Annotated in this window: 12 protein-coding genes; 1 reads left to right on the top strand and 11 read right to left on the bottom strand. The window is 63.7% G+C overall.

The window, feature by feature from the left end; translation table 11 throughout:
- Positions 1–161: 161 nt before the first annotated feature.
- The 11 genes from CFB39_RS30665 to CFB39_RS30620 form a co-directional block, all read right to left on the bottom strand.
- Positions 162–1,112: an HpcH/HpaI aldolase/citrate lyase family protein gene (locus tag CFB39_RS30665; protein WP_256991490.1), complete on the bottom strand. Its 951-nt coding sequence runs from the start codon at positions 1,110–1,112 to the stop codon at positions 162–164.
- Entirely contained in the window at positions 1,109–2,203 is a 1,095-nt protein-coding gene (locus CFB39_RS30660; RefSeq protein WP_089475757.1) for a cysteine protease StiP domain-containing protein, read from the bottom strand. The genes CFB39_RS30665 and CFB39_RS30660 overlap by 4 nt, the downstream gene beginning before the upstream one ends.
- Entirely contained in the window at positions 2,196–2,954 is a 759-nt protein-coding gene (locus tag CFB39_RS30655) for a trehalose phosphatase (RefSeq protein WP_089475756.1), read from the bottom strand. The genes CFB39_RS30660 and CFB39_RS30655 overlap by 8 nt, the downstream gene beginning before the upstream one ends.
- Positions 2,944–4,071: a phosphoribosyltransferase domain-containing protein gene (locus CFB39_RS30650; protein ID WP_179257762.1), complete on the bottom strand. Its 1,128-nt coding sequence runs from the start codon at positions 4,069–4,071 to the stop codon at positions 2,944–2,946. Before CFB39_RS30650 ends, CFB39_RS30655 begins: the two co-directional genes overlap by 11 nt.
- Positions 4,072–4,458: 387 nt before the next feature.
- Positions 4,459–4,917, bottom strand: coding sequence for a hypothetical protein (locus CFB39_RS30645; RefSeq protein ID WP_256991489.1), 459 nt, complete (start codon positions 4,915–4,917; stop codon positions 4,459–4,461).
- Positions 4,918–4,988: 71 nt separating this feature from the next.
- On the bottom strand, positions 4,989–5,480 hold the full coding sequence (locus CFB39_RS39740; protein ID WP_144030341.1) for a hypothetical protein: 492 nt from the start codon (positions 5,478–5,480) through the stop codon (positions 4,989–4,991).
- Positions 5,480–6,154 carry a M35 family metallo-endopeptidase gene (locus tag CFB39_RS30640; protein ID WP_089475753.1) on the bottom strand — a complete coding sequence of 225 codons (675 nt, stop codon included), beginning with the start codon at positions 6,152–6,154 and terminating at the stop codon, positions 5,480–5,482. Before CFB39_RS30640 ends, CFB39_RS39740 begins: the two co-directional genes overlap by 1 nt.
- Positions 6,141–6,689, bottom strand: a complete 549-nt coding sequence (locus tag CFB39_RS30635) for a PAAR domain-containing protein (protein WP_089475752.1) — start codon at positions 6,687–6,689, stop codon at positions 6,141–6,143. Before CFB39_RS30635 ends, CFB39_RS30640 begins: the two co-directional genes overlap by 14 nt.
- Before the next feature lie 115 nt (positions 6,690–6,804).
- The gene (locus CFB39_RS30630) at positions 6,805–7,326 is read right to left on the bottom strand and encodes a hypothetical protein (protein ID WP_256991488.1); all 522 of its coding nucleotides are present in this window, start codon (positions 7,324–7,326) and stop codon (positions 6,805–6,807) included.
- A gap of 407 nt (positions 7,327–7,733) precedes the next feature.
- The gene (gabD, locus tag CFB39_RS30625; protein WP_021156413.1) at positions 7,734–9,203 is read right to left on the bottom strand and encodes an NADP-dependent succinate-semialdehyde dehydrogenase; all 1,470 of its coding nucleotides are present in this window, start codon (positions 9,201–9,203) and stop codon (positions 7,734–7,736) included.
- A 92-nt stretch (positions 9,204–9,295) separates the two neighbouring features.
- The gene (locus CFB39_RS30620) at positions 9,296–10,579 is read right to left on the bottom strand and encodes a 4-aminobutyrate--2-oxoglutarate transaminase (protein WP_083266220.1); all 1,284 of its coding nucleotides are present in this window, start codon (positions 10,577–10,579) and stop codon (positions 9,296–9,298) included.
- 126 nt (positions 10,580–10,705) lie between these two features.
- Here CFB39_RS30620 and CFB39_RS30615 point away from each other — a divergent pair, with 126 nt between their 5' ends.
- Positions 10,706–12,217, top strand: coding sequence for a PLP-dependent aminotransferase family protein (locus tag CFB39_RS30615; RefSeq protein ID WP_089428978.1), 1,512 nt, complete (start codon positions 10,706–10,708; stop codon positions 12,215–12,217).
- Positions 12,218–12,268 lie beyond the last annotated feature (51 nt).

Genomic DNA, 12,268 nt, shown 5'->3' with positions numbered 1-12,268 from the left:
GGATTGCCGCCACACGGGGAAAGCGTCGCCATGACCCGTCTTGTGCGGCAGCCGCTCACTCACGGTCCGGATGCAAGTCGCCGCTGCTGCTCGGCCGACATCGCGTCGGCGGACAGCAGACCGTGCGCCTTTGGAGGCAGCCTCATGCATTTCCGCGCGCATCAGCCGGCCTCCGCCAGTCGGACGCCATGCTCGCCATTGCTCGGGGCGGTGGGCTTCACGCCGTGCCACTTGGCGCGTTCGAGGATGTTGACCGCCCACTTGTAGTGGGTTGCCGGTTCGCACATCGCGTCGTTGTGCTTGAAAACGGCAGGGGCCGCATCGTTGACGATCAGCGTGGCGCAGTTGAAGTCCTCGAGGCTCACGCGCAGCGCCTCCTGGATGATGCGGATCTGGCTCGGGTGAATGGCCGTCTTCCCTACCAGGCCATGAGCGATGTCCAGTTCCAGTTCCTCGTTCAGGAGATGGGGCGTGGCGAGTTGCTCGAAGACGGGCGCGGTCAGGGCGAATCCCTGCGCCCCCATGATTCCGGCAAGCATGGGAATCACGTAGCTGAGAGGCGTGCTGTAGAGCGTGGTGGCCGGATTGCGCCGCAGACCAAGACAACCCATCAGGTCGTTGCCGCCGATGCGCAGCGCGATGATGCGTCGGTTCAGGTTCGCCTTCAGGGCCGAGCCAAGCTCCACCATTGCGCCCGGGTCGTAAACGTCGGCCGTCTCCAGTGTCGGCATGAGGTACAGGTCAGGATGACTGACCGCGCGCTCCCACGACGAAAGGGACTGCAGGGTCAACTTGGGTACGACGAACCCGTCGACGTGCTTCATCAGCGGCCAGTCGTTCAGCACCGCCGCCATCGCGGCATCACGTGGCCGAACGAACAGCAGGGGACCGGATTCGGCGCGCCCGCCCCGGGCATCGATATTCATGAGGAGCGCCCGCAGGTTCGCCAGCGCGCTGTCGACGTCGATTGCCGCCACCGCGTCTTCCAGACAGACCACCAGCGAGCGCAGCTCGGGGAATCGGGTGCCGGAAACCACATCCAGAATGTCGCTGCGGGTGGCGGGCATGTACAGCGTCGCGCCGAGGGCGAACGGAGAGATGGTTTTAATCAATTCGCGCTCCGAATGATGGTGACCGCGCAGTACGGCCCCAGATCGGCACCAGCTTCCTCCACGGTCACGCCCGCGCGTTCGGTGAGGTGCAGCAGCAACTGAACGTCGCTGTCATCGCGGTCACGTACCAGCACGCGATCCGGCACACGGCGCAGGACCGCTCGGGTTGCCTCGGCGATACCCGGTTTCACGCGGTTCAGGTTGCCGATGTCGAAGCGGGTTGCCAGCGCGGACACCACGCCGTCCGCGGACGCCTGGAGCGTCAGTCGCTGATCGTTGGTCCATGGAGCGGCAGGTCGGGCGCCTGCCAGCGCCCGACGTTCGGCGTCGATCCTGTCGATGAACGCGCGCGTGACATCGTGTTCGCGCAGGTGTTCGTAGACCACGCAACCATGCAGGCCGCCTTGAGCCGGCCAGATGGAGCGGGACACCAGCCCGGAAACGGTTGCACCGAGAATGCCGGACGGAATGGTCCAGTCTTGCGCGGAGGCAGCCAGCCACGCGCGGCCGCAAGGATCCGCCAGAACCACGAGGCGCGGACCTGCGGGGAAGCGCGTGTCGTCCGCCAGGGTCCGTGCGAGCTCGCCGGAAATGGCACCTTTGCCGGTCCAGCCGTCGACGAAGACGATGTTTTCGGCGCCATGCAGCCGGATGATGGCTTCCAGCGCAACCGTGTCGATCCCGCGATCGCGAATGATGCTGATCCCGTAGTGGCGGGCGTCGCGCCCCATCTCCACGAGTGCCCGGCGCAGCAGCACGCCAAGCGGCAGGCCCGCGCGCACAAACGAGACCAGCGCGATGCCCGGCCTGGTGCAAGCGGCATTCAGCGCCAGCGCCAGGGACTGCACCTCCGAAGCCATGCGGGCGCCGTTCTGCAGCAGCGCGCGGGCGTAAAGGCGCTGGTGCACGTCGCTGGGCGCCTGCTCGAGGCCGATCATTTCCGAGTAGTGTTTTTGATTCGTCTGGATCAGACGTTCCTTCTCCTCGACGTCGGTGACGCTCATCCGCACGTGTTGCAGCAGGACATGCACATCGTCGGGGGCATAGCTGCCGCTGCCGACGGTGTTCAGGCTCGCGAGGCGATTACCCATGGATCGTCCCCGTCACCCAATTCGCAAGCTGGCTGCGCGCCGGTGTCGCCCACATGTGGCAGAGATCCATGTACCCGAGATCGGTGATGCTGTCGCCGAAGCCCAGGACCGGTCGCTCGCCGTGGATCTCACGGTCGCGGCGCAACCATTCCTGAACGGCTGCACGCTTGGCCAGCCCCGTTGGCAGGAAGGCGAGGTTGTTGCCGTTGGCGTGAACGTGCATGCCGTCGACCATGCGCCGGGACCGCACTCCGGCCAGCACCTCGGCGAGCACTGCGTCGTCGGACGCGTTGTGCTTGATCACCACGTAGTGGCGCAAGCCTTCTTCTTCCACGACCCAGCCGCGGAGTGAGTAGCCGAGTTCCTCGCCGATCGCCAGCGTGGCCTCGCACAGTGCCGGCAGTCGCTCCTGAACGCCCTGGAGAACCTCGATCATTCGCCCGTGCCAGCTTCGATCGCGTAACCCGTCGGGGCGGAGCATGACGCCCCCATGCGAGCAGATTGCGCCTTCGGTGAAGGGAAGCATGACGCGGCCGTATGCCTCCACGCTGCGCGCGGTGACCGGAACGACGTCGGCGGTGGCGAGCAGCCACGTGATGAACGCGTGCTGGACCGGGTCCATGAAGCCGTTTGGCTGACCGTGCACGTCCAGCGTGGCCGCCGTGCGCGGGACGCCTTCCGCCATCTTGCGGGCGGTCTGGAACAGGGTGTCGTCGAGGTCGACGAACGCCAGGGGGCGGTTACCGCTCATCGACAATCACCTCTGCGTTCAGTGCATCGACGAGTTCCACGGGGAGTGCCTGAGCGGGCGTTTCCGTGCAGATCAGGACCCGGTCGAACTGGCCGGGCTTCACGTTGTAGAGGAAGTTCGGAATACCGAGGCCGTAGTTGTCGGGGAACGACAGCGCGTGCTCGATGGCATGGCCCAGGGCGATGGGGGACCGCGTGGTCGAGCTGAAGTGGACATCCGCGCCAGATCGCTCCAGGCGTTCCGCCAGCAGAAAAGGACGCCAGACGAACTCGCCGGTACCGACGACAATGACTTTCTCGCCGGGCCGGACCTGAACGCCCGGCGCAAGCGTGTCGTCCACCTCCCGGACGCCCAGACGTCCCCAGTCATTGCGGGGCGAGAGCGGCCATTCGCCCATGGAAACGGTGCCGACGTTCGGCATATCCGGGAGGGGTGCGGACTGATCCTCGTGGAACTGGTAGGAGCCGGTCAGCAGCGATACCGCGGTGACCGGTTCCCCGATCGCGTGACGCGCGGCACCGGCAGTCCAGTCCGTCAGGACGCAGGTGACCACTCGCTCGACGTTGCTCAGGCCTGCTGCGACCAGTGCGCGGTGCAGGTTCAGGAAGGTCTTGCCGGTGGAGGCTTCGTCGTCCACCAGGATCAGCGATCGAGCCTTCAGCATCAGGTCACGAATCTCCGGATCGACCGGCCAGTGGATCAGATGGGCGCTCGCATGGCTGTGTTCTTCCTCGAATCGAGCAAAGACGCGCGTACCCAGCGGATGCCGGGTACTGGTGAGGTACACGCTGTCAGGGCGGCCCGCACGATAGGCGCGGTGCACGCCGGCACCGAGGCCCACCGCGGTTTCGGCCATGCCGATCACCAGTACCGGCCCGGGCAGGTCCGCCGGAATGCCGGCCGCCAGGCGCTCGAAGCTGGCCGCCATGATCGACGGGCGTACCGGGATGTGACGGCCCAGGACCTTGGATACGAAGAGGAAGGCTCGCTTGGGATTCCGGCGCTCCGCGAAACCGAACAGGTTCGCAGGAGGCAGCGCGGCGGCGTCGACTCTGATCTCAAGCAGCCCCCGCTTGAGTTGGGCGCGCAGGCACGTTGGTCCTACGTGGCTTTCCATGAACAGCATCCTCGTTGAGCGTGGCTCGAAGACTGACGACGACCGCTTGCGCCGGGTGCGCAGTCGGTCGAACCGCGTTCGCGCCGGGCGCCGGCACCGTCGGTCCGGTATCCCGAAACCTTTCAAAATGAAATTGAATCGTATCAAATTTGAAAGGTTGGTGGGTGGAGGCGTGTGCCGATGTCGCGAGGGCTTTTGTTTTTCGGTTTTGTTCGAGAGGACGGGCTTGGCAGGCGTGGCGCGGCCTGATGACGACGGTCAGCCGTTCGACCAACGCCGATGCTGTGATCGCAGTCCGGTGAAAGCGGTGAGGAGGGGGAGGGGGAAGGGTGAGGCAGGAGGACGGCGGCCCGCATTGTGCGGGCCGGTGCGGGGTGTCCTGCAAAGTCATTGCGTCTTCGGTATCGGGTTTAAGTTCGGGCAACAATGGTTGGGGCATCCTGGGCCGAATGTGATTTCGACACGCCGCCCTGTATCGTCAAACTCGCTCGCGGGAAACGATAACGTGTAGATTCGGGCGATCATGGAATTTCGTTCGCCTCGAATCGAAAATTGATCTAGTGCGGCTTTAACGTTCGCAGCACGTCGATGCGCAAGAACTGCCGGTTTTCTCTCCGTTGGCTCCGCTAGTCCAACGATCGACACCACGTCGACAATGGGGAAGCGATTGCGCATATCGTTCGACCATACGGAAAGCTTCGCCAGTTCGGTGGTGGAAATGTCGCTGGAATTGTTGTCGAATCGAACATCAAACCCCCAACCGGGCATGTTCGATGGACCATCGCATGCGAACGCCGTGTGTGCGCAGGTCAACGCGAGCGCGGCGGCGGCTAGGAGCTTGGCCATCGTTGATATCGCGTCTCGCGACACTGTCGTCATGTTGGAAGGAGAGCATCGCTGACGCGAGTGCTCCGCAATCATCGATCGATGAGTTTGCTGTGCGGCGTCACGCGAGGGTCGTCACACATCCATGCGCAGCTACCTTCACATATCGGCGTAAATTCCACGATGATCTGATTGGTTTTTATTGTGCCGTCCGATCGTCGTGTGATCATTTCATCAGTAAATGTCTTTTTGTCGATCAAAATGTGATCGGCGCTGATTCCAAGCAGTTTTAAATACTCCTTTATGCTTTCTCCGCGCAATTCCTTCAGTTTTTCGATGTTCTTCTCGGAGGCGAAGGCGCCCGAAATTATGATCGCTTGAATTTTGACATTCGGCCATTTTTTTGCTTTGATAACGCTATCAGCAATCGTCACTCTGTCTGCATTGGAAAGTGTGAACGTGTTGACTGGAAGTTGCAATCGCGCTTCCTCGCCTATCGTGCATGCCACCGCTAGGTTCGATAGCATTGACGACAGAATGAGCACACAGGCTGTAGCGCTGGATTTGAGGGAATTGCTGTTCATTACTCGATGGTCTTGTCAAAGGTTGCTATGTATCCAGTAATGCTATCGGCATTATTAATAGCGAGATCCGGGTTGTTCATTGCGAAAATCTTCATCCCGAATTCGGTGTTGCCATACATGGCATCATCTGAATCGAACGTGTCGGTGAAGTGGGTGCATTCGTGAATCAACACCTTTATCTGTGCCTCATGATACAACTCGCCAAACGGGTCGCTGCAAAATGACGAGTAGATGGCGATGACTCGTTTATCGGAGTCGGGTTTGCAAACGGCGGCACGGTTTTGGCCGCTGTCAGGTACGACTGCGCAAGATAAATTCCTGCTGGCTTTGCTGTCCCATCGAACAATTTTTTCTGGCACTAACTCCTGCATCGCGGAGCGCAATCGCGGAAGACGGGTCGATAACGTGTTGCGAATCTGCGCGTTAGCACGTCCAAAATAGGTGGTGACGCGTGCTTGTTCGTTCACGTCCCATCCTGCTAGCGCTGCAATGCGGGCATTAATCAGGCGGACGGCTTCGTCGCGAGCACGCATCACGATTTTTCTGAATTCTTCATTGCTCACGTTCGGGCATATCGGCTTCGTGTTGATATCGACATACACCTTGGAACCCGGCCGTGTGTTCGTCATGGCCGTGTCGTGTACCAGCACATAGTCATCGTCAGGATTCGACATTGCCGTTCCTCGTAATTTCGAACTTGAGTGGTTCCGCATACTCGGATGTGACGCGTTGCGTGTGGCCTGTTGCGTCTGTCACGCCGGTGAATATCTTTCCGGTTGATAGGCGAATCCGATATCGGACATTCGCCAGCGGTTGCCCGCTATCCGCCTCACGTAACACGTATTGTTCGTCATGGATGCCTGATGCCGACTCGTTTCGAGCGGGGGCGAATGCTGAATATCCGATGAATGGGGACGCCGAGCCGTGGCCGCCGCCTCCAATGAAAAACGTGCAGTCGCTGCCGGCGACTAAAAGGTTTTGCCCACATGGACAAAGTACCGCGTCGCCCTCCACGGCTACGGCGCGTCCGCTTCCGACAACGGATACCGCGCTTCCTGCTATCGGAAACATTCCCTCGCAGTTTCCGCATGTCGCTTTATCGCCGTCTAAGGCAATGTGCTTGTTGTTCACGAATATGCTTGCAGTGCCCGCGATGACGATTCCACCGGTTGTCGTTGCGTCGCCGTTTCTGATTGCTCGTCGACTCATGGCTATGTCCTCAATTGAAGTGGTTCAATACCCGATCGGCCGACTCCGGGGCATGCATCGCATCTTGGTCGATCGTGACACCTTCTACGTCGACGGTCGGTGTGTTCCTCTTCTTTCATTGACTTAAAACTCTGGAGCGTGGACGAGCTATAGACAGTGGCTGGAAGTATTTTCTTTGTATATGGGATGAGTACGATTTTGGTTCGGATTGCGACTTAAATGTCGTACCGTGTGATGGCCGGTGAGGCCGATCAGGCCGCCACCTCCGATGATGCCGAGTGCACCGAGGGTCGCCAGCGCGTTGCTGAACGCCCCCGGCGCTCAGCCCGGCGAACAGGTCGCGGATCTGACTCGCGAGCGACTGGACGAAGATCCGCGCGGAGTGAAACGCCCCGGCCTTGAAGCTGCCTCGCACCTCGAGACGCACCTCGGCGTTCTCGCCGTTAAGTTCCTTGATGGCGGACGTGAAGAGGTCGGCGATCGCAATCAGTGCCGGCGCGAGGTCGCGCACGTCCATTCGGTACTCGGCGAGCGCCGGCCCGTCGTAGATGATGTTGAACGGTTGGTGATTGCTCGTGCCGCTCGTGCTACGTGGTGGTGGTGGGAGCAATCGGCGATTGGCGGTACTGACGATCATGAGCGCGCTCCATGATTCGGAGCGGCGATGATGCACCTTGGGCATCGGTGGAGCCTGGGGCGAATGTGACGAAGTGGCCGAGGGGCGCAGTGCGCCGGGCAGGTATGAACCGGGCAGTCAGGAGAGGTGTTCATGAACGAGCAAACAGGATCGAGGCGGAACGCTCAATCTAGCGGTTTGCTGGTGAACGAGAAATGAGACCTGAACGAAAACTGGCGGGGTATGCCGTTCGGCGGAGAGTGGCTTTGCTGCCGCTGTCGCGTGCGCGGAGCATGCAGGCTTAGAGCGTACCGACTTAACGCAGAAGATGACGCGGGCACGGCGGAGAGGGGTACCGGCCCGCGTCGGACCGCCCGGTTCCGGCCGGGCGGTCAGGGCCTGTCGCCGAAGCGGCAGGCCCTGAACCGTCAGACGGCGAGGCAGAGGTACTTGATCACGACGTAGTCGTCGATGCCGTAGTGCGAGCCTTCGCGGCCGAGGCCCGACTGCTTCACGCCGCCGAACGGCGCGACTTCGTTCGAGATCAGGCCCGTGTTCACGCCGACCATCCCGTATTCGAGCGCTTCCGCCACCTTCCACACGCGGCCGATGTCGCGGCTGTAGAAGTACGCGGCCAGGCCGAACTCGGTGTCGTTCGCGAGGCGGATCACTTCGTCGTCGCTGCCGAACTTGAACAGCGGCGCGAGCGGCCCGAACGTCTCTTCCTTCGCGACCTTCATCGCCGGCGTGACACCCGTCAGCACGGTCGGCTCGAAGAAGCCGTGGCCGAGCGCGTGGCGCTTGCCGCCCGTCACGACGGTCGCACCCTTCGCGAGCGCGTCCTCGATGTGCGCCTCGACCTTCAGCACGGCGGCTTCGTTGATCAGCGGACCTTGCGTGACGCCCGGCTCCGTGCCGCGCCCCACCTTCAGCTGGCCGACGGCTGCCGCGAGCTTCTGCGCGAACTGGTCGTACACGGCTTCATGCACGTAGAAACGGTTCGTGCACACGCAGGTCTGGCCGCTGTTGCGGTACTTCGATGCAATCGCGCCCTGCACGGCCGCATCGAGGTCGGCGTCGTCGAACACGATGAACGGTGCGTTGCCGCCGAGCTCCAGCGACACCTTCTTGACCGTCGCCGCGCATTGCGACATCAGCAGGCGGCCGACCGGCGTCGAGCCGGTGAACGACAGCTTGCGCACGATCGGGTTCGACGTCAGTTCGCCGCCGATCGCCTTCGGGTCGCCCGTGACGACGCTGAACACGCCCGCCGGCACGCCCGCGCGCTCGGCCAGCACGGCCATCGCGAGCGCGGAGAACGGCGTCGCCTCGGCCGGCTTCACGACGATCGGGCAGCCTGCGGCAAGCGCCGGGCCGACCTTGCGCGTGATCATCGCCGCCGGGAAGTTCCACGGCGTGATCGCCGCGCACACGCCGATCGCTTCCTTCGTCACGACGATGCGCTTGTCGCTCGCCGGCGTCGGGATCGTGTCGCCGTACACGCGCTTGCCTTCTTCCGCGAACCACTCGAGGAACGATGCGGCATAGCCGATTTCGCCTTTCGCTTCAGCCAGCGACTTGCCCTGCTCGGTGGTCAGGATCAGCGCGAGGTCGTCGGCGTTCTCCATCATCAGGTCGTGCCACTTACGCAGGACGACCGCGCGTTCCTTCGCGGTCTTCTTGCGCCACGCCGGCCAGGCGGCGTTCGCGGCTTCGATCGCGTGACGCGTCTCGGCCGTGCCCATCGCCGGCACCGTGCCGAGCAGGCCGCCCGTCGCCGGGTTGCGGACTTCGAACGTCTCGCCGTTCGTCGCGCCTTGCCATTCGCCGTTGACGTACGCCTGCTGGCGGAACAGCGACGGGTCTTTCAGTGCCAGGGTTTCCTGAACCGTGCTCATATGAATCACCTGCTTCGAAAAGGACGGATGAAACGGCCGCCGCCGTCATGAAGACGGCGGCGGCGCATTCAGTTGATGAAGTCGACGGACACTCAGGCCGGTACGCCGACCGTTTCCTTCAGCACTTCCTCGAGGATCACGAGCGCTTCGTCGAACACGGCTTGCGGGATCGTCAGCGGGAACAGGAAGCGCACGACGTTCGAGTACACGCCGCACACGAGCAGCAGCAGGCCGCGCTCGAGCGCACGCGTCTGCACGCGCTTCGTGAATTCCGCATCCGGCTCGCCCGAGCCCGGCTTCAGGAACTCGACCGCGATCATCGCGCCCGGGCCGCGCACGTCGGCGATCTGCGGCACGTCGGCCTGCAGTGCGTTCAGCTTCGCCTTCAGCACGTCGCCGAGTTGCGTCGCGCGCTCGCACAGCTTCTCTTCGTCGATGATCTCGAGCACCGCGTGTGCCGAGGCGACGGCCAGCGGGTTGCCCGCGTACGTGCCGCCGAGGCCGCCGGGAGCCGCCGCGTCCATCACGTCCGCACGGCCGACGACGCCCGACAGCGGCATGCCGCCGGCAAGGCTCTTCGCCATCGTGATCAGGTCGGCCAGCACGTCGTAGTGCTGCATCGCGAACAGCTTGCCGGTACGCGCGAAGCCCGTCTGCACTTCGTCGGCGATCAGCAGGATGCCGTGCTCGTTACAGATCTTGCGCAGTGCGCGCACGAACTCGGCCGGCGCCGGGTTGAAGCCGCCTTCGCCCTGGACCGGTTCGAAGATGATCGCGGCGACGCGCTTCGGATCGATGTCGGCCTTGAACAGCATCTCGATCGCCTTGATCGAGTCGGCGGTCGTCACGCCGTGCACGGCGTTCGGGTACGGGGCGTGGAACACGTCGCCCGGGAACGGGCCGAAGTTCAGCTTGTACGGGGCGACCTTGCCGGTCAGCGCCATGCCCATCATCGTGCGGCCGTGGAAGCCGCCCGAGAACGCGATGACGCCCGGGCGGCCGGTCGCTGCACGCGCGATCTTGATCGCGTTCTCGACGGCTTCCGCGCCGGTCGTGAAGAACGCGGTCTTCTTCGGGAAGTCGCCCGGCGCGCGGTCGTTGATCTTTTCAGCCAGCTCGACGTACGACGCGTACGGGACGATCTGGTAGGCGGTGTGCGTGAAGTTGTTCAGCTGATCCGCGATCGCCTTGACGATCTTCGGGTGGCGGTGGCCGGTGTTCAGCACCGCGATGCCGGCGGCGAAATCGATGAAGCGGCGGCCTTCGACATCCCACAGTTCCGCGTTCTCGGCGCGGGCTGCGTAGAAATCGCACATCACGCCAACACCGCGCGGGGTGGCGGCGTTCTTGCGGGCCTGCAGGTCGGCATTCTTCACGGTCATCTCCTTGATGTTCTGTCCGGTGGGTAGAAAATCGGGCGCTTCGACAGCCCATGGAGGCGACTATAATCACATTTGGCTCTGACAATCAGAGCCATTTCAATAAATATTCAGGAGCCAATCATGCGCGCGAGCGTGTTGTCGGACTGGCTGGCGCAGCGCCTCGTGCGCGGCGGCGAACAGCCGATCTACCGGCAGCTTCACCGGCTGCTGCAACAGGCGATCCTGTCGCGCGAACTGCCGGCCGGCACGCGTGTGCCGTCGTCGCGGCTCCTGGCCGCCGAGCTCGGGATCGCGCGCAACACGGTCACGCAGGTTTACGAACAGCTTGCGCTCGAAGGCTATGTGAACTCGGCGACCGGCCGCGGCACGTTCGTCGCCGACAGCGCGCCGGACGAGATCGTCGGTGCGCCGACCGACGCGGCTACCACCCACGCGGCGCTCGTGCAGCCGTCCGCGCGGCGGCTGTCCGCGCGCGGCACGCGGCTCGTGGAAGGCGCCGGCGTGTCGAAGCGGCAGGGCGGCGCGTTCATGCCGGGCGTGCCCGATGTGTCGCGATTTCCGGCGCGGGTGTGGACGCGGCTGCACAACAAGTACTGGCGGCGCCTGCGCCCCGACCTGCTGACCTACGCGCCGGGCGGCGGGCTCGCGCTGCTGCGCGAGGCGTTGGCCGACTACCTGCGCACGTCGCGCTCGGTGCGCTGCACGCCGGAGCAGATCGTGATCACGACCGGCATCCACCAGTCGATCGACCTCGCGGTGCGGCTGCTGACCGACCCGGGCGATGCAATCTGGACCGAGGATCCGTGCTACTGGGGCGTGCGCAGCGTGCTGAACGTGTCGGGGCTGACGACGCGGCCGATCCCGGTCGACGACGAAGGGATCGCGCCATCGGCCGCCGATCTCGCCGAGCCGCCGAAGCTGATGCTGGTCACGCCGTCGCACCAGTATCCGCTCGGGATGGTGATGAGCCTCGCGCGGCGGCGGATGCTGCTCGAATACGCGCGCCAGCACGGCTGCTGGATCATCGAGGACGACTACGACAGCGAATTCCGCTACGGCAGCCGGCCGCTCGCGTCGCTGCAGGGTCTCGATACGGCCGGGCAGGTGATCTATGTCGGCAGCTTCGGCAAGACGCTGTTCCCGGGGCTGCGGGTCGGTTATCTGGTTGCACCGGAGCCGCTCGCGGAAAGTTTCGCGACCGCCAGCGCCGAGCTGTATCGCGAAGGGCAGTTGCTGCAGCAGGCGGTGCTGGCCGAATTCATCGCGGAAGGGCACTTCGTGTCGCATATCCGCAAGATGCGCACGTTATATGGGCAGCGCCGCGAGGTGCTGCTCGACGCGGTCGCGCAGCGCTACGGCGACACGCTGCACGCGCTCGGCAGCGATGCGGGGCTGCATCTGGTCACGCAGTTGCCGGAAGGCGTCGACGATCGCGCGGTCGCGCAGGCCGCGCTCGAACGCAATATCGTCGTGCGGCCGTTGTCGGGGTATTACGCGGACCGCGACCGTGCGGCATCGGGGTTGCTGCTCGGTTATGCGTGCGTGCCGGAGGACGAGATCGCGACCGCGTTCGCGACGCTTGCCGAGGCGATCGACGAGCGGGCGTTTGGTCGGGTGGTCGAGGTGGCTTGAGCGGCGTATTCGGTGGCGGTATCGCGTTGCGATGCCCGCCGCGGCCATCGA

Origin of the sequence: Burkholderia sp. AU6039 (assembly GCF_002223365.1) — a bacterium.
Classification (GTDB): Bacteria; Pseudomonadota; Gammaproteobacteria; order Burkholderiales; family Burkholderiaceae; genus Burkholderia.
The sequence above is the reverse complement of the archived record's forward strand: the minus strand, read 5'-3'. Positions and strand labels throughout refer to the sequence as shown.